The 17,492-nt window shown below is 55.5% G+C and carries 13 protein-coding genes and 2 pseudogenes; 1 reads left to right on the top strand and 14 read right to left on the bottom strand.

Annotated elements, in window-relative coordinates; genetic code table 11:
- Positions 1-83: 83 nt before the first annotated feature.
- From APH36_RS24610 to APH36_RS24560, 11 genes are read right to left on the bottom strand one after another with little or no spacing between them, the layout of a single operon-like run.
- Positions 84-2,261, bottom strand: coding sequence for a DotA/TraY family protein (locus APH36_RS24610; protein WP_054903372.1), 2,178 nt, complete (start codon positions 2,259-2,261; stop codon positions 84-86).
- Positions 2,258-2,851: a hypothetical protein gene (locus APH36_RS24605; RefSeq protein ID WP_009682444.1), complete on the bottom strand. Its 594-nt coding sequence runs from the start codon at positions 2,849-2,851 to the stop codon at positions 2,258-2,260. The genes APH36_RS24610 and APH36_RS24605 overlap by 4 nt, the downstream gene beginning before the upstream one ends.
- Positions 2,851-4,095: a conjugal transfer protein TraW gene (gene traW / locus APH36_RS24600; protein ID WP_060500891.1), complete on the bottom strand. Its 1,245-nt coding sequence runs from the start codon at positions 4,093-4,095 to the stop codon at positions 2,851-2,853. Before traW ends, APH36_RS24605 begins: the two co-directional genes overlap by 1 nt.
- A complete protein-coding gene (locus APH36_RS24595) occupies positions 4,092-7,172 on the bottom strand; it encodes a conjugal transfer protein TraU (protein ID WP_054903370.1) in 3,081 nt (1,026 codons plus the stop codon). The genes traW and APH36_RS24595 overlap by 4 nt, the downstream gene beginning before the upstream one ends.
- 9 nt (positions 7,173-7,181) lie before the next feature.
- Positions 7,182-7,901: an HNH endonuclease gene (locus tag APH36_RS24590; protein ID WP_054903369.1), complete on the bottom strand. Its 720-nt coding sequence runs from the start codon at positions 7,899-7,901 to the stop codon at positions 7,182-7,184.
- Between the two features lie 45 nt (positions 7,902-7,946).
- Entirely contained in the window at positions 7,947-8,393 is a 447-nt protein-coding gene (locus APH36_RS24585) for a DUF6750 family protein (protein ID WP_054903368.1), read from the bottom strand.
- Positions 8,394-8,412: 19 nt separating this feature from the next.
- Entirely contained in the window at positions 8,413-8,946 is a 534-nt protein-coding gene (gene traQ, locus APH36_RS24580) for a conjugal transfer protein TraQ (protein WP_009682438.1), read from the bottom strand.
- A gap of 10 nt (positions 8,947-8,956) precedes the next feature.
- The gene (locus tag APH36_RS24575; protein WP_054903367.1) at positions 8,957-9,685 is read right to left on the bottom strand and encodes a hypothetical protein; all 729 of its coding nucleotides are present in this window, start codon (positions 9,683-9,685) and stop codon (positions 8,957-8,959) included.
- 21 nt (positions 9,686-9,706) lie between these two features.
- A complete protein-coding gene (gene traO, locus APH36_RS24570) occupies positions 9,707-11,065 on the bottom strand; it encodes a conjugal transfer protein TraO (protein ID WP_054903366.1) in 1,359 nt (452 codons plus the stop codon).
- Positions 11,066-11,073: 8 nt separating this feature from the next.
- Positions 11,074-12,222 carry a DotH/IcmK family type IV secretion protein gene (locus APH36_RS24565; RefSeq protein ID WP_054903365.1) on the bottom strand — a complete coding sequence of 383 codons (1,149 nt, stop codon included), beginning with the start codon at positions 12,220-12,222 and terminating at the stop codon, positions 11,074-11,076.
- Positions 12,223-12,232: 10 nt separating this feature from the next.
- Positions 12,233-12,982 (bottom strand): DotI/IcmL family type IV secretion protein, encoded by a 750-nt coding sequence (locus tag APH36_RS24560; RefSeq protein WP_009682434.1) that lies wholly within the window; start codon positions 12,980-12,982, stop codon positions 12,233-12,235.
- A gap of 879 nt (positions 12,983-13,861) precedes the next feature.
- Between APH36_RS24560 and APH36_RS24555 the strand changes: the two genes are divergently transcribed.
- Positions 13,862-15,082 (top strand): replication initiation protein, encoded by a 1,221-nt coding sequence (locus APH36_RS24555; RefSeq protein WP_054903364.1) that lies wholly within the window; start codon positions 13,862-13,864, stop codon positions 15,080-15,082.
- Between the two features lie 589 nt (positions 15,083-15,671).
- Here the strand turns inward: APH36_RS24555 and APH36_RS24550 are convergent.
- From APH36_RS24550 to APH36_RS33305, 3 genes and pseudogenes are all read right to left on the bottom strand, one after another.
- A pseudogene (locus APH36_RS24550) lies at positions 15,672-15,930 on the bottom strand (Tn3 family transposase); the annotation flags it as partial.
- Positions 15,931-15,950: 20 nt separating this feature from the next.
- Positions 15,951-16,409, bottom strand: a complete 459-nt coding sequence (locus tag APH36_RS33310; protein WP_255260238.1) for a methyl-accepting chemotaxis protein — start codon at positions 16,407-16,409, stop codon at positions 15,951-15,953.
- Between the two features lie 87 nt (positions 16,410-16,496).
- Positions 16,497-17,255, bottom strand: a pseudogene (locus tag APH36_RS33305) (PAS domain-containing protein); the annotation flags it as partial.
- Positions 17,256-17,492: the final 237 nt, after the last annotated feature.

The raw sequence follows: 17,492 nt of genomic DNA, 5'->3' as shown, positions 1-17,492 counted from the left end.
GGAATTAGGTTAGGTTCATTCTACCATGACCCATTGACAGGTCAATCCTCAATTGATAAGGGGCCCGAAGGCCCCCAATTTGATCATCCCTTGATCCCATCGCCACCCTTAGTGCGTCTGTTGTCGCCCCCTGCTCCCCCTTTGGGCGCCAAGTGCTCGAGGCGGCTACCGAAGATGTTCATCGCGTTACGCATCCGTTCATTGTCCTCACGGCCCACCGATGCTGCGGCGTGACCACCGACCCAGTTAATGACCTGGTCGGGAACGATCAGGATCAGGTTGAAGCAGCTGTGGACCAAGGTCAAACACATGCTGCAGTAGATCGCCAAGTAGAAGATGATCGAGAACAATCCCGTCACAGAGTCGAACTGGGCGTTGGCCAGGGCAATCCCGAAGCACTGGTTGAGCAACGTGCCTCCTGCGATCAGTGCAGCCCCGCCTAAGAAGAACCCGACGACCATCAGTGCAGGGCGGATCATCACGTTCAGCAGGAAAATATAGCCATGGGAGGTTTTGTGGCCCATGCCCTCCCCTTCGCTACCCAAATGCGTAAAGGCCCACAGTGGCGCCGCAATGATTGCTTCGCCAACCACTACCAGCCAGTTGACCGCGGCCCCGAACCAGATGATGAATGGAACCATGGGGAGATATGTCGAGAGCGTACCGCCCAGAATGAACATCGCCAGGACGAGGCCAATGATGAATGGTGATACACCTTCAAGCACGCCGCTCAAAGCATCTCCAACCGATGTCACGGCGTTTGCCACCTTGGCGAATACGCCGGCAACACTCCAGCCATCCTTGACCTTCTCGATGGCCTTCGCGGTCACATAGGCGCCCATGGCCGTTTCTGCCGCAACCATCGTGAAGTCGCCCAGGTTCTTCATCTTGATCAGGGGGTTGAGCTGACCCAGCCCTTCGCCGCCGGCATTCACGTCGATCAGGTAGTTCACGATTCGCTGGCCAGGCGCAGCGAACATACTCCCGATGATGTTGCCCGCATCCGCGCCTACGACGCCTTTGGAGTAGTCGCCGGTAGCACTGGTGCCTGCCGTAGGGGTGTAGGAGGTTGTTTCCTGCTGGGCCTTATAGGCCGCGTAGGCTTCGTCGTATACGGATACGACTGAGGGATCTCCGCTGGTCGACATACCGAACACAGTTGCTTTTGCGGCCATGGCGTCAGAAAGTTTGGTGTTCGCTTGAGCGAAAGTCTGATACCAGGCACCCAATACCCACCATCCCGATTTGCTGATGTTTGAGCTGAGTTCCTGAGCAAGTCGCTTGATGTCCCCTTGCTTAGTACCGGCGACCTTGTTCACCGAGTTTTCATAGGTCTGCGCTGCGATCTGGATGGCGTACTCGCTGTCGGGCAGAGCCGTTTTAGACCCACTGGCTCGTTGGACAGAGGCATTCACAAACGACTGGGCCGACTGGCTCAGGGACGCCTGCATAGCCTTCAGCGCATCCAGGTGCGCCTGCCTGATATCGGCTACATCGATCGTGCCGCTGATAATGTTCGTGGAGGCCGGCTGTGCTGTGAGGTCGCCACTGATGTCCGCTCCACCACAGACAAAGCTGTTGTTTTTGAGGATGAACCCTTTGTTAGTAGCGGTCTGTTGAATGTAGCCGCCCGGAATGACCAGGCCACCGCTCGCTTGGGCTTGAGCGATGCCGGCATTGATACCGTGCAAGCAAAGGTTGGCTTCATACACACTGTGCGCCAGAGCGGCAGTTGAGGGCATTACTGGCTGCACGACCATCGATTGGCCATCTTCAAAACTGGAGATCGCAGCATCGACGCCGAGGTTGGCCACACCAACCCCCATTACTGACGCCGACCACAGCATCAACAGCTGCGAGAGCGACCAACCGTTGGCAGTAGGGACCAGCGACACGACACCCCACACAAGTCGCACAGGTCCCCACGACGAGGACTGCTGACGGTCGAAGATCGATCCATCGTGGGCAGTGCGCGTCAGCTTGCGGAATACGATATAGCAGGCCCACATCGCACCCACGACAAGCAATGCGCTGTTAAACACCTGGAAGATATTCGCGAGGATGGTGTCGCCACTTCCGCCGGCCGAGGCCAACGGGTTGTTCACGACCTGGCCATAGATGGAGACAAGCGCTTCACGCGATTTATCGCCGCTGCGCTTGGCCGCTTCCGAGATTTCGCCCAGTGTGGTGCTGTCAGCCCAAGCCAAGGTGCTGCAGAGCATGGCAGCAATCACGGCAAATGCTTTGTGCTGAATTCTCATGGCCGGCCTCCTTTCCCGTGGCCGTATTCAGGATCGAGCAGCTGCCGGAACCAGTTCCGGTTCTCCCGAATGAAGTCCTTCAAGCCACCTTTTTCCTCCTTTGAAAGGCGCTGCGTCTTGAGCTGCCATAGCCGCAGCTGGGCGCTCAGAGCCATTGCGAAGAGTAGAGGCATTGCCGTGGCGATCGAGAGCAAGCCCTGGACCACCCCTTTCGACGAGTCGAAATGGACTCCAAGCAAAATGCCGAGCACTGCGAAGAGTCCCAAGACCAAGGCTGCCAGCTGGCAGGCCCGCTTGCGAGACAGAAAGTAGCGATAGAGCTCAGGAATGGACATGGCTCCAGGCTTGCGATTTTTCATCGCCTCGCTGAATGACAGCTGCTCACTATCAGCCTTCTCACGACGGTCGCGCAGTGTTTCCTTTGCTTCGGCCGACAATTGCCGAATGACCTCTAAATGCTCCTTGGACCTGGAGACTTCGTTTTTGGCCAGTCGATAAGTCTGACGCATGGCCCAGAACGGAATTACTAGGTGGAGCCCGATGGACAGCCCCCGACGGACCTTGGAAGACTGCAGCTTTTCTTCACTCATCAGTTGGCCCCCCCCATGCGACCGTTAACAGCCCGGTATTTTTCACCCAAGACAGGCTCGAATTCCTGGCGTGCAGAGCTGGCCAGGTTCAGACCGTTGATGATGTTCCCGCGGGTCACATCGTTGCGCAGTTCGAGTAGCAACCAGTTGGTCTGCGTTTGGACGCGGATCTGCTCACGCACCAGGTTATCGCCTGTCATGTTCTGCAGATCAGCCTGGTACTCTGTGTTTGCGTAGCGACGCCCCACCTCGAAATACTCGAATTCGCGGGCCGACATGGTTCCCGTGCGCTTAGCTTCTGCCGAGGCAATCTTTTGGTAGTAAGACTCAGCCGATTTTGAGTACCGTGCCTCTTTAAGCAGATCTTTAGTTGAGTCCAGTGGTTGGCTTGCGGCGATCATTTGATCTTGAGGATCCGTCGCAGCGGAGATGATCGAGTTGTACTGGTTCATCAGGCCGATGTACTGGACACCAGCGTCAGATTCGGCCTGCCCCTTCTTGAGCTGGGGAGCCACTGAACGCCGCGCGGAGTTCTGCGTGTACATCCTGGCTGCGTCGGTTTGCGCCTGAGTAAAGGTGAGGTCCTGGTCCTTGCCATCCTTGCCGGCGCCGATAGTCAACGAGTCGAGGCGTTTGTCGGCCCCGGGCATGGTAGTCGAAACGGCTGGGCAGGCTGTTGCTCCACCATATGCAGCGTAATCATCGGTATCGCAGTAGTCAGCATGGATGCTTGCCGAGCGCATGGCATCGATCGAGGGCGGCTGGGCTGGAGCAGTAAGAGCCTGGTTGATTTTGGTGCTGGCAGCTTTCCCCCCTCCACCTGTGCGGATAGAGGCTTTTACTGCTGCAACCCCCGCCCTGACTTCATTGAAACCGCCCGAACCGGATTCGCTGCAGATCGAGTTGGGCACGTAGTAGTTCTGGCGGGCATTCTCGTAGCGACGGCTACGCTCCTGATTCGCGTCAAACTCCCGTTGAACCCGAGCAGCAGTTTCAATGGTATTAGCAACCTTGCTTGCGCCTTGGGTAGTCGCGGTACCCACCTGGTAAAGCAGCTGGCTAACCGACAAGTTCATGGCGTTCACTGAGGCTGTTGTAGCGGCGATCGCCCCGGTCAGAGTGACCGTTGAGGTTCCGATCGCGCCTACGACGCAGCCGTCGCAAAGCGCGTAGGCGGGGGTTGAAGCTGCGGAGCCGATCAGGAGAGCCACGGCAAGAGGAGTAATGCGGAATATGGTCTTCATACGTGTTCTCCTCGGGGGCTTTGTTCGGCGTAATACGCGGTAACCAGATCCTCTGCCAATTGCTTCACAACACTCAGCTTGGCGTTGGACGTGGACGCGTATTCGAGTGCTTCGATGTGTGACTTGGCAGTGCCAAGAGGGAAGCGTTTGGCGAGAACCTGGCGAGCAGCCATAGGACCGATCCGCTTGTACAACTCGGTTCGCAGCGCCGTATCCTGTTGGGTGGTGGACATTGCCCAGAGCTCAAGCGGACCAGTTGTGTTGGTCAAAATCTGGGTGATCGTGCCTTGGTTCGTCTTGAACAGGGCGAGCATGTTCGCGCCATTGCGCCCTGGACCTGTGCACTGCAGGTGCAGTTGTTGGATTGTTTCGTGAGATACCTTGAAGGTTTCGCGCAGCACGTTTTCGTCATCCACGTTGCCGCCTCGCAACACGTAGACCGAAGTGGCCGCGTTGAGCAGAGCAAGTGGGAAGTCGCGCAGGTACTGGGAAATAACCATGATACGGATACCCCATTTTCGGCCTTCACGACCGTCCTTCACCAGCGTTTGCACTGGGGTATCCATGCCCTCGGTGTTGTGCCATTCGTCATAGGCAATGGTCTTCTGCTGCGAAGCCACATCCTCAGCACGTTTAAGGTGGTAATCGAGGTACAGCGGCGGAGCTACGAGGCGGATGTCTTCCTCGCGCAAGAAATAGTTCTTAGCCCCCAGGTGGCGGGCAAACATGTACATGCAGGACGTTTTGATCGAGCCCTCAGGCGTCTTCGACCCAATCACGTCATTGAGGTCCACCGAAATGACTCGTGTCGTCGAGTCGACTTCAAATCGTGTACGACCGGAAAAAACGGCATAGGTCGTCGATGCCAATGTGAAGCAACGGCCCATGTATTTCAGCAGCGGTTCGCCGGCGGCGGTTTTGATTTCACCGAAGGTTTGACGCACGCCTTCGTTGTTCAGCATGGCAGTGAAGTCCGGCAGGACAGGGGAAGCCTGGCGGTGAGCGTAGGTTGCTTCACGCACATAGCCTGCAGCGAACAGCATGTCAGTCACTTCGTACCAGGTTGCAGCGCTCCACCACTTTTCATCATGCTCAGCGCTGATTCCCGACTCGGCTAGTACCTTGTCAACCGCAGGCACTACATCCGGCTCATACTGATTCGCCCCCCGCCCCGCTTTGTCGTCATATACAAGGGTCATCAACATTTCGTTGACTGCGGCACAGTCGGATGGTGTGCGAGCTTTTGCCCCGCCTTGGCCATCAGTGGCGACGCTGGCACAGAGCAAGTTCAAGAAGTCGACGCAATATTCGCGCTCGCGGCGAGTGGGCTGACGCGCCCCAAGCTGGGGGTCGAACGGATTCGATGCGAAGTCGCGATTGTTCTGCAGTCTGAGGTACGCCGCCTCGGACTTCCGATGATCAGGAAGCGAATCCTGGATCATTTGAATCAGACCTGAGGAGGATGGCCCAACATCCACGATCGTTAGCAATGGGAGCTGGGTCGCACCTGGACGATGCAACGTCGCGTTGTGCATGCAGTTTGCGGCGACCGATTTACCCGAGCCAGGAATACCAGAGACAAGCTCAATCCACGTGTCCTGGATCGAGCTGCCGAGCCCAATCGGAAAAATCTTTCCGTCTGGAGTCCGAGTGATCCACGAACCATTATCGGGCCACGGCGTCGCCGGCCGCTGCAAAGGCAACATTTTCATGGCCTCTTTCAACGGTGGTAGAAGACGGTTAGCGGTGTTTTTGGTGGTGAAGCCTGGGATCGAAGACGCGAGAGCGGCCATGGGGTCACCATGGGTTTTCTGCACCTGACAGGTGCCCCAGGACTGGATTGCCTTCTCCAGGCGTGAAAGCCGGGTTTCGAGATCTGTTTTGGTACTGCTCCAGGAAGAGGCCATCACTTTCATCGACATGACCGCCTGATCTTTCGATATGGCCTCTAAGTCCTTGAAAGAATCACGGATCGCCCTGTTATCAGGCAACACGCCGACAAAGCCGACCATCAATTTGCGCGCTCGCATCATTGAAAGGCCGCCCGGCGAGATATCGAAACGAATCCGCCACGGATCCTTTTTGCCCACTGCGTCGAACAGCTTTGCGAAGTGAACGACGTCTTGTGGGCCAAGCTCCATTGCAAGCGATCCGTGCCACAGGCTGTCGGTCTTGACGTAGTTACCCATGGGCTCAACGTCGTTGCTGCAGATTTGGTAGCTGAGGCGCGGGGGTACAAGCTCCGAATAGTCTTTGGCGTCAGCCGAGCCGCGAAGCATGAAGCGATCGCCGACGATCTGGGGTCGGAACTTCTGCGACGTCCCTTCCCGATTCAACATGATCCTGATGCGCTTGATTGCCTCGTGGGCGCTCAAAGGCTTCATCATGATGCCCTTTTTGCCCTCGACCCCACATGAGATGAAGTCGTCCATGAGTCGATCAATCATCGTGTCATGGCGGTACTTGAGAGCAGCAAGGGCAAATGCGGGATTTTGCCCATAGGTGAGGCGCGGAAGCTTGTGCTTCGAGGCTTTCTTAGCCAGCTCGCCGAGTTCGCGATCCTGTTCTTCCTTGCTCAAGGACGTGAGGTGCGTGTAGACGACCAGCAGGTTTTGCTCCCACGCACAATGCGGAGCGTTTCGCTTCACTCGATCAAGAATGATGTCCTCGCTTTTGAGGCCGATTCGTCGGGCGGTATTCAACAAGGGTTCGGCGAGGCGCATAAGCTCATCGGTAGCACGCTCAGGATCACGCTCGAAGCTGAACGTCAGGCTATGGCCCTTTTCACGCATATATCCGGTCATGCGGATGCGCAGGGACTCCAGCATCTCTGAAAACTCAGCTTCAGAAAGCATCTGGTACGTGCCCTGCAGATCGAATACTGTCAGCAGCGAGTAGTCACTGTTGACCAAGGTGTAGGGATCCTTCAGATCCGGGGATTTCTCGATATCAGCATCGGTCAGCCCCACAGCAGTGGCCAGTTCGCAGTAACTGGTCATGTCCTTGTGAATGAAGTGTTTTGCGAGGTACTCCAAGGTACCTTCCAGTGCGTCTACGCACTTATCGAGAAGTCCCATGCTGCCTCCTTAGCTCGGCGCGTTCATCACATCGTGATGTACTTGGGCCCACGTAGAAGTGGGAGCTGCGCCATACGCATCCTGTGCCCAACCCTTAACGACCTGGCTGAACTGAGCGGGATTGAAAATGACGCTCAACCCTTGGAAAACGAGGGAGTTAACATCGGCGTCAACCTTGCCGAGGCGAGTCATCGCCTCAGCGAAAATTTTGGGCGAGTGAGTGCCCCAGGCCTTTTCGGTGTATTCCCGATGGGAAGCCATCCAGTTGAGGATTTTCTTCGCGTCCGCCTTCGTTTGTTCGTCCCCGGTTTCCAAGGCGATCATGGTGGCTCGCTGCAGATGATTCGCATCCTGGGGAGACAAGCCCGGGAGGTAGGCGATGAAGGCTTGGCCGTCGTCGATTTCACCCAGGTGCTGCCACCCATGACACAGCGGATCTACAAGCCGGAGATTTTCCGGCCGCAGATCCTGATGGTTATGGTTAATGTTGTGAACATGACCGGCACGAGCGCGTACACCGCAGAAATAGCACTGCCCCTGCGCCTGACGGGTAATGGTCGCCCGCATTTCGGCCGTCAGTTGCTCCGGGTTGGGCTCGATCGCGTTTGGAGTGGCATCCCCCCAAACCCGCGCTTTCGTGGCCATGGCCATCAGCGGAAGAACGGGTTTCTCGAAGTTTTGGCCAAGCCCCGATTCCGGTACTGTCTGAACCTGTTTCACGTCGCTCATGCAGTCTCCAAGGCAGCCATGTTTCGGGCTGCCAAGTGGTCTTGATCAGTTAGGAACTTTGCCGAATTCGCTACCGCTGATACCCACGGTCTCGCCGGCAGTGGTCATCATGAAACCAGTGCCGCCCAGCGCTGCCCCGGCGAGCATCGGGCCCCAGATCTGCTTGCCAGTAATACGCGAGTTCTCGTCGTTGGTTTTCTTCCACATGTTCATGCCACCGAAGGCAGCGCCGGCGAACCCAAGCGCCAGGAAAATTGGACCAAGGCTTTCTTTGATGTCGTCGCCCTGTTCACTGCCCTTCTGAGCCATACCGGCGAGACCGTCTGCATAAGCGGTTTTGGTGACCAGCAACGTGGACATGGTGATGCCAGCAGTCATGAACATGAGGCCCCGCTGCATGGGGTTGGCTTTGTATTCCTCAGCTTTGGTCACCAGGCGGATATGGCCACGACGCACAGCATCAACAGCAAACTCGATAGGGTTAAATTTCATGATGACGCTCCTTGTTTTGTTACCAGTAGAGTTGGAAGGTGGCCTGGAAGGCCTCGATCACCTTGTCGACATGTGTCAACGCAGCGCCGAAAATCATGTGGGTGAGGCCACGCCAAATGGCGTCGTCGCCCCCCTGTGAACTTTCTCCCTCTAGTGCAGCTTTCTTCATCAGCAGCAACCCTTTGAAGAAGAAGCAACCGCCTGCAAATGAAGCAAGGGTCAGCACCGCGTTTACAGCATCCTTGAACCTGCCAAAGCTATCGGCTCCGCTGTAGGAAATGGCCCCGTAGGTGGTAGAGCCGCTACCAAAGCTCGTCCAGGTTGTACTGATCATCCCGGACATGTTGAACAGAGCAGCGCCAATCACGAGCACCGCGAATGTGCTGCCGAGCGTGATAGGACGGTGGCCAGGTTCAATGGTGGCAAGCTGCATCCGACGCAGCACGGTTCCCGCGTAAACCATCCCAGCGAGAGCGCTCAAGGACCAGAGCAACCCCCACAGTACGGCGACCAATGAGTTGGCCGCTGAGATGATCATGCTTGCCAGATCCATATTCGGTTCCTTAGCGGATCACGCCATGAGTAGTGGTGACTCGACGTGCCACAGGGTCAATCCCCGTGATCTTCACGCCGTCTACGAGATCGCCCACCTGGACTACGAAAGTTTTTTCTCCGTGCTGAATCCAGGCTTGGTCTGAATAAACGGTATTCAGGGTGTAGCCAGCCATTGCCGATGGTTGGCTCACCTGAGCTTGACGGCGTACAGCGGGCGAATGGACAACTTTCTTGCCCACATCCGCTTTGTCCGATTCGAGAAGAGCGACCTTTGCTTCTAATTCGCTGATGGTTTTTTGCAGACCGACCACTACTCCGCTCAGGCTCCCCACTTGCTCATTGAGGCCTTTCAGCTGTTCGGCAGATAGAGCGGACTGTTCCGGACTCGCTGCCGGTACCACTGCCTCTTGAGGCTCCGGTTCAGGGGCCGTCAAAACGTTGTTCACAGCGTCTTGTTGCACTGGAGTGGGCTGCTGTTGCGCGCTGGTTTGATGTTTCGGAAACAGCTTGGGCACCATCACGAAGAGGACTGCCAGCACTACCGCCAGTACCAAGAAATGCCAGGCTTCAATCCGGTTGACGAAATTGACGATACGCTTCTTACGGTCGCCCTGGATCGCGTTAGCCGGAGATGTTTTCTTGGACTGTTGCTCTTCGGCTTTCGGCGCCTCAACCGGTTTACCCGACTGAGCGCCAGTTTTGAAAATGTCCAACTCTTCCGCTGCTTGTGTAGTCATGTGAAAGTCCCCTGCCCTAACTCAGTAGCGAGTTGGATCGATGATGGTTGGCTGGCCCATGTACTGCTGGCCATATCCTGGCGAGACACCCTGGTACCCACCGAACCCGTTTGAGTTGGTTGCACCTGCGGCATTTGGTGAGAGGCGATACTGTTGCTGAGGCTGGCCACCTGGTTGGCCGAGGGTATTCAGCTCAGCTTTCTGGTTCGCCATCAGCGCGTCCTTTTCCAACTGGTCACTGGCCAGCACTGGTCCAACGAACTGAACACCGATCGTGGAGTTGATTGGACGGATCACTTGTTTCTGCGGCATGTTGGCGGCGTCATTGGCCAGCACCTGCCCGGCCTGTTGGCCGATACCGCCGGCAAAGGTGCCCGCGACGGCTTTCCCACTAGGCGTCGTTGGATATGTCTGAATCACGGCGCCTTCGCTCGTGATGATGTTCTCCGAGGCGGAGCGCTCGTACAGCTGACCAGTTTTGCCGATCGCCAGAGCCAGGGCAGGTAGAATGATTCGGCTGAAGTAGCGGTTGTTCACATCACCCGACAGCGCCGTACGCATGCTTTCAGGATCAACCGCTTTGGCTGTGATCTTGTAGCTACGGCCCTTCCACTCCATGTAGGTAAAGGTCATATCAATGGTTTCGTTGAGGCGCTTGTAGCCCATCGCGAACACCCTGGCGCCTGCGAGTCGGCCACCTGGGATCTCAGCTGTAACCATCGAGTTTTCGTCAGTGTCGAGCTCGGTTTTAAGCAGCGCAGGCGTTAGGAAGAAACCGTCCACGACAACCTGGTCCTGTGCCTTGCCAGCACGCGAGTTCGTAGATTGCGCAGTACTCGCGGTACCAGCAGCACCTCCTGCGCTAGTCAGGGACGCGGGTTTGATAGACTGCGAGTACGCCTGTTCCTGGGTCGTGGTGCCGGTCCCATGGGTTTTCACCGTCCAGCCGGTCATGAAGGCACCCACCTGATTCGCGACAAGCTTGTCCATTTCTTTGTTGCGCTCGACGGGCTGTTGGGGCTGTGCCGCGGCTTGGTAGTAATAGTTGACCTGAGGCTGTTGCTGCTGGCCCGAACCTGCCTTATCCGCAGTTCCCGCAGGGTTCGCTTGGGCGGTTGACATGACGGACATGTAGGACTGCCCGTTCGACTCTGCCTGCTTGGCGTTGTTGTGGTTGTATTTCTCCAAGACCCGGCGATAGGCCTCACTCTCTTCAGTGGTGCCCCCCTTGCCATCACCGTTGATTACCCCGAGGTTGGAGCTGGTTTGATGGCGGCTATTGAGCCAGGTGTAACCGGCATAGCCGAGGGCTGCGACAGCAATTACTGCCGCGAGGATGGTTACCTTGGTCTGCCTTCCAATGTCAGCTTGAGTGCTCATGCGCTACCTCAGTAAATGTCGAGTTGGAGGGTGACTTTTTGACCCATCTGGGAGAGGGTGATGAAGGGAGTCACGGGTAAGCGGTACACACGAGTACCGTCGCCGGCAGCGAGGGTGTTATCGAATGCAGTTTGAAAATCCTGGCGAGTACGGACGTAGAGATTCCCGTCGTATTGCCAGATCTGGGTATGCGAAGGCACTGCGCCTTGCGCCTTCACCTGTTTGGCGTCTTTTGGTGGAATCCCATCCAGAAAGGCCTGCAGGAGGTCGTCGTAGAGGGCAATCTTCCCCGGGCCCATCACAGCCGCCTTGGCCAGCGGGCCACGGCCTGGAACACGCAGATCAAGCCGAGCGTCATACACACGGGCTCGGTCCTTCTTCCCATCGGGTTCGCCACTGACGATTTTGACGATCACCGGTGTTGTAGCCCCTTCCAAGTACAGAGCTAGGCTGCCGGTCTCGTAAGCCGATGGAGTCGACACCACCACTGTATGGGTACCCTGCAGCCATTCCGCGCTATAGAGATCGGGGTTGGAAACACGAGGCGTAGCGGCCAGCGGCCACGGAGCTCCCGTTGAGTCCAGCACGATGAGGTTGGACAGCTCACCGGGAACCACGCGCAACACAGGCATCGATGCGCCAGGACTCAAATCAACCGATACGCTGGAAATACGGGGGATTCCCCGTACTGGCTGCCAGGCCTTCGCCTTTCGCGTGTTCTCCAACGCCTGTCGCATTTGCTTGATTTGCTCAGGGGTGAATGGCTGAGCGACCTCCATCGCCTCGTCGAAATGATCATTTTCAGGCGGGTTCAGGGGAGGCAGTGGAGCTGTACCGTTTTGCTGTTGAGGATCTCCAGCGGGTTGCCCTGCCACGGCGTAATTTGCTGGCCCGTAGTTGGTCTGTGGGAAAGCACTCTGCATCTGAGGATTCACGCCAGGCTGTGGAGCACCTGGCGCGGCGGGAAAGCCCGACTGCCTGCTAGGACCTTCAACCCGGACCCATTGCCCCCCGTTCGGCGCTTGAATGGGTTGCTGTTGGCCTTGCGTGGGTTGGCCTTGAGGTTGGGCTTGCGCACCATTGCCTTGTTGCTCTGCCTGAGCCGTGCCGATCGCTAGCGTCAAGACTGACGCGACGAAGACTGATTTCATCATCATGGGTTCCTCCTTACCGGGGCGTGGTGACAATGCCGTCCAGCCCTACGCCCACGATGGAATCCAGTGTGGGAATACGTGCGACAGGCACTTTGGCGATGAATCGCTTGGGTTGAAGGTCGGTGGTTTGGCCGACCAGCTTGATCTCGATCGGAACTTCGATATGGCGGACGAAAACACCGTCAACAATCTCGGATTTCACTAGCACGCCGGTTTCAGTGGTAACCGTCATGTTCATGCGCTTGGATTTAACGAGGTCCAGGTAGCCTGCTGACTGCAGCTGCTCCAAATACTGTGCAAACCCGCGCTTGGTCCAATCGCCACGTACGTCTTCAAGCTGTTGCCTGTAGTCGGTGAAGTTGATCGTCATCGAGCGGTTCAGCGCATCCCGTGCGAATTGAATCGCCTCGGCGTCGGTGATGTACGGCTCTTCAAGAGGAACCAGCCTGACGATCCGGAGGCCGTCGGCTGCGAAGTACACGTAGTGTGGGTGCATCACAAACCAGCCGAACACACAGTTCAGGCCTATCGAAATTGCAAGTCCCCAAGACAGGACCAGGTTTGATTTGACGATGCTGGACGTATGGCTGGCCAACTGCTTGCGATCTTCCAGATCACGTGCAACTGGATCGACTGCATCCTGGTTTTGATGCAGTTTTTCAGCGATTTCTATCAGCTCTTGTTCGTATGCTGCACGTCCGAGATCCTCCCTCGATCCAGGATGTTCGAGATGCGGCGCTGCTGCGTCCCTGATGTTGGTCATGTCTGGCCCTCCGTTTTCCGTATTCTAACCATGATGCGGAATCGGTCAACACAAAAAAACCTTTTGCCTGACCCGTAATAACGGGGGCCGCATGCTTTCTAGGTTTACGGCATACCTACAATACGAAATTGCCAGTAATGGCATTGTGATTTCATTACGACTCGTACTTCACCGATATTTTCTGGTATGGGTCGTATTTCACCGATGAAATGTGCGCAGGATTTGGCCTTCAACCCCCCCAAAACAGGGGCTTGCAGGTCAAATTTCGGGTGATCAAAACCCGCCCTGGGGCAGTGGCCTGCATTCGTACATCACCGATGCCAGTCGTATATCGCCGATGCTGTTTTTTTTCACTTGCTGTGGCTCGTATATCGCCGATTTTTCGGTTCGTACATCACCGACAGTTACGTCGTATATCGCCGATGCGAAATTTCGTATTTCACCGACGTACGAAGCGTTCGGATCCCCCGACATACAAGGGCAGTCGTGGGGAGGGGGTTCGGGATCAATGCGGCTACCCGCTTAGACAACGCAGCCCATTCTAATTAGAAAAACGGTTCTGAAATTTGGAGGGAACCCAGTAAATACGCGGGTTTCAGCGGGTTGACGGGGCGAAACTGAGCCTCTAGCCTTCGCCAAAACTTGCTCAACGAATGCCACTTTTTAGGAAGGTTTTATCGAAAGGTCGAGCGATTAAAAGAGGGATCCGGCCACCGTTGCCGGGCAAAAAAAAAGAGCCCACACATCTGGTCCTGGCAGATCGATGACGTGAGGGCCCCTTTCAGGTAATTCGAGTATGGACACCTGCACTCTGCTGCGCAATACGCGGCACGGGTTAATTCGCCCTGAATTTGTCAGCTTCTTCATTGAGGCCTGCTGGTGAGCAACCTCATCACGGCAGCTTCGACGGCGCCTGCGCACCCGGGTTATTACCAGCCGGCGTCAGCGATGAGCCGTATCCTCGAAGAGGCTTCTTATCTCGCACGCTGCAGTGACAATAAAACGGCGATGAGAGTACGGCCGCGTGAATACGCGATCCGCTACCCCTACATGCAGGTGAATCGTCCTGGCCGTGTGTCATGGCTCGTTTTCGATCTCGACCATACCAACTCCCTGATTTGGGAGGAGCATGGGCTTCCCCCCCCCAACTTCATTGTCCGTAACCGAAACTCAGGCAACTCGCACCTCTATTATGCGATTGCTCCGGTGTGTACCACCGAGCGAGCCCGTGAAAAGCCGATCCTGTACATGAAGGCTGTCTACGACAGCATGGCCGCACTGCTCAAGGCTGACCCCGATTACCACAGTGGTCCAGTTGCCAAGACACCAGGTCATCCTTGGTGGATCACCACCGAGCTGCACAATCATGTCTACGACTTGGGCGATCTGGCTGAAGAACTCGACTTGGCCAGGCCGATGCCTTTGTGGTCCAAAGGACCCGACATGGATGCAGTGTCCCACTCCAGGCATTGCACCTTGTTCGAACGTGTCCGTTTCTACGCATACAGCATCGTCAATGCTGAGCGAGCTGGAGGTTACTTCGAGTCGTTTTACTCTCGGGTCCTTGCGCAATGTCACAACGACAACCGTTTTCGCACGCGAGAGCGTTGCAACGACCTGCCCTTGTCATCAGTGCGCGCCACGGCTAAATCGATTGCCCGATGGACCTGGTCCCATTACCGCGGAAGTGGTGACTATCATCGTGGTGTGATGGAGCTTGATCGATCGCTGCCACTCGAGGAGCGCCAGAGCCTCGCCGCCAAACGGACCCATGCAGTCAGGCAAAACCAGACCGCAAACAAGATCCGTGGGGCTTGCCGGCAGTTGATCGCTAAAGGGGCTCATCTTACCTACACGGCTATCGCCCTGACTGCAGGCGTCTCTCGCCAAACGGTGGCCAAGTACAAGGCGGTCATCACAGAAGCACAGTCGCCGTCGGTTGTTCCCCTTCGCCCTAAGCAGCCGCCCCAGACCACCCCAGCAGCACAACCAGCCGGTCCAAACCATGGGGCTGAGCCAATTAAACCTGGTGTAAAGGATGCTGTATATCAGGTACCTGCCCCTACCGGGGCTGCTTTGCTTCCGCCGTTGCCTGATTAGTTATTCAGATGGTGGGTGTTCATGGGGAGTGATTCGACACACTGATCCTCCAGCCTGCACTACATAACCTGCTCTCCTCCGTGCCACCTTCATCCCATCCTTAAATATCTCCGTTAGGTGCGGTGCCGCTCTTGTTAATGGGCGTGCTCCTACGTGGAATCTGGTGCATCTCACCCTTACGAATGGCTCAGATTGCAGCGTAGAGCGCCCTCTTTATTTCTGGATGGTCTTTGAGCTGGCATGTGTCAGGGATTGCCAGGTTGCTGCCTCTATCACGGAGAGCGTGGTTAATCGGAAACCTTGTGGAATGTGTGGGTTCTTGGGCGGGTGATGATTGACCTGGCCAGCGTCGTGACGAATCAGATTCGAGCGGAAAAAACCCAAGAGGATTTCGAATCGGTCGTGACGGCAAGCTTCCAGTCATCTTCCAGGCCCAGGAGTGCCTTCACATGTACGACCGAATCATTCAACTGCTCATGCTGGCCGTTGCGACGATTAGCTTGATCATCACGCTGTTGCCTCCACCTGCACCTACCTCCATTCCCAGAACCCTCTAGGGGTGCCCGCTGAATTCGGAAAAAATCGTACGCTAAGGTTTTCCGGGCAATCGTAGCGGCCTGAACTTCCCGACCTCCAGCCTGCGGCTCTGCCGCCAGACGTAATCGCCAGTCAGGTTGATGTGCTCCCAGCCCAGCGGCAACAGGTATTGCAGCAGCTCGCCGTCCACCGACTTGCCTCGACCAGCCCCAAGTGATGCGCTCCAGATACATCGTGTTCCATAGCACGATGGCCGTCACCAAGTTTGGGCTTCTGGCTCTGTAGCGCTGCGGCTCGAAGTTCCGATCCTGATTTTGCCTAAAACTGGACACTAGCTATTGTCTTTGAACAACGTCGATACGGTACGGGCAACATGGTCTGCACCGTCACTGATTTCACGCATAATAGTTGTTACAGTTGCGATCTGATCGTTGTTTTCTTCGGCGCTTCTAGCGATGCTGTTCATATCTATATTCAGTTGCTGAGTAAGCTTTCCGTTAGCAGTTACCACATTCTGGATTTCCACGGTGGCACTGCTAGTTCGAGCTGCCAACTGACGAACCTCGTCGGCTACTACAGCAAAGCCTCGGCCCATTTCACCCGCTCGGGCAGCTTCAATTGCGGCGTTAAGTGCTAGTAAGTTAGTTTGTTCTGCCACGCCTTGGATGGTGGTAACAATTTTCTCGATATCTTTAGCCTGAGCATTTAGCTGTGTAATCAAAATAACCGCACCGTTTATTAAATTAAGTGTGCTCTGAGATAATTCAATTGAACTAGCAAGGGACTCCATGCCCCGCACGGAAATTTGAGATGTCTCCTCGGCGGTGGTGAAGGAAAGCTCTGCGGCTTGACGGATTTCATCAGCCTTATGCTTCTGCGAGCTGACGTCGGTGGCAAATTTTAACACTTTCACAACCTGGCCGGCTTCATCAACGACGGGGTTGTAGGTGGCCTCAAGATAGATGGTCTCTCCCGATGCGGTCTTGCGCTCAAATTGCCCGCTGAGAAAAGTTCCTCCCTTTAAACTCTGCCAAAAATTTGTATTTTCTTGATAAAAATTATCGAAACAGAACATTCGGTGGTGTCGACCCTTGATATCGCTGAGGCGATAACCCATAGCACGGAGGAAATTCTCATTTGCATGCAGAATGTCACCGTTAGGTGTGAACTCGATCTCCGCCATCGAGCGGGAGATGGCTGCATGGACGGCTCTTAGTGAGAGTAACTCGTTTTCTCTCTGAGTGACATCTGAGCCAATCTTAATGATTTCAATAACTTTTCCATCTTGATTTTGAACTGGAATATAAGTAGCCTCAATCAATATTAAGTTACCGTCTTTGCGCAGCCGCCTAAATAAACCTGATTGAGGATGGCCGTCAGCCAATTTCTGCCAGAAGCGCGAATAATCAGCTGTGCTAGCATAATTCTTTTCGCAGAAAATTCTGTGGTGCTGCCCTGCTATTTCTTCGAGTTTGTAACCAAGCATCTCTAGAAAGATATTGCTCGCATAGATTACGCTCCCGTCTGGCCTGAATCTGATTTCCGCGACATTTCGATTTATTGAATCAAGCTGCCACTGTAGTTCTGAGAGCTTATTTTCTGTGTCCAGCAGTTGTTTGTTTTTATTGAAAAACATAATCATTACCTTTGCGCAAATAAAATAATACTTGGGGCCTAATTTATACTGTATCGGTTAGCGCAACCGCTTCTTGAGAGCATAGCTCTTTATAGTTGGTAAATTAGCGATTTGCAGCCATGTGTCATATTGAGCTATGCCCTAACTGGGCGTCAGGCCGGAACCTTGGGCAGTGTCAGAATAGGGCCGATTCCAGCATTTTCTGACGACTCGCCTGCAACCTCTAGGGCCTCAACC

Source organism: Pseudomonas sp. NBRC 111133, assembly GCF_001320605.1.
Classification (GTDB): domain Bacteria; phylum Pseudomonadota; class Gammaproteobacteria; order Pseudomonadales; family Pseudomonadaceae; genus Aquipseudomonas; species Aquipseudomonas monteilii.
This window is presented reverse-complemented; position numbering and strand designations above follow the sequence as displayed.

Excerpts from the sequence above, each read along its gene's own strand:
- APH36_RS24610 (WP_054903372.1), bottom strand. The coding sequence starts at position 2,261 with ATGAGAATTCAGCACAAAGCATTTGCCGTGATTGCTGCCATGCTCTGC.
- traQ (WP_009682438.1), bottom strand. The coding sequence starts at position 8,946 with ATGGATCTGGCAAGCATGATCATCTCAGCGGCCAACTCATTGGTCGCC.
- APH36_RS24595 (WP_054903370.1), bottom strand. The coding sequence starts at position 7,172 with ATGGGACTTCTCGATAAGTGCGTAGACGCACTGGAAGGTACCTTGGAG.
- traW (WP_060500891.1), bottom strand. The coding sequence starts at position 4,095 with ATGAAGACCATATTCCGCATTACTCCTCTTGCCGTGGCTCTCCTGATC.
- APH36_RS24575 (WP_054903367.1), bottom strand. The coding sequence starts at position 9,685 with ATGACTACACAAGCAGCGGAAGAGTTGGACATTTTCAAAACTGGCGCT.
- APH36_RS24560 (WP_009682434.1), bottom strand. The coding sequence starts at position 12,982 with ATGACCAACATCAGGGACGCAGCAGCGCCGCATCTCGAACATCCTGGA.
- APH36_RS33310 (WP_255260238.1), bottom strand. The coding sequence starts at position 16,409 with ATGGAGTCCCTTGCTAGTTCAATTGAATTATCTCAGAGCACACTTAAT.
- APH36_RS24590 (WP_054903369.1), bottom strand. The coding sequence starts at position 7,901 with ATGAGCGACGTGAAACAGGTTCAGACAGTACCGGAATCGGGGCTTGGC.
- APH36_RS24605 (WP_009682444.1), bottom strand. The coding sequence starts at position 2,851 with ATGAGTGAAGAAAAGCTGCAGTCTTCCAAGGTCCGTCGGGGGCTGTCC.
- APH36_RS24565 (WP_054903365.1), bottom strand. The coding sequence starts at position 12,222 with ATGATGATGAAATCAGTCTTCGTCGCGTCAGTCTTGACGCTAGCGATC.
- APH36_RS24585 (WP_054903368.1), bottom strand. The coding sequence starts at position 8,393 with ATGAAATTTAACCCTATCGAGTTTGCTGTTGATGCTGTGCGTCGTGGC.
- traO (WP_054903366.1), bottom strand. The coding sequence starts at position 11,065 with ATGAGCACTCAAGCTGACATTGGAAGGCAGACCAAGGTAACCATCCTC.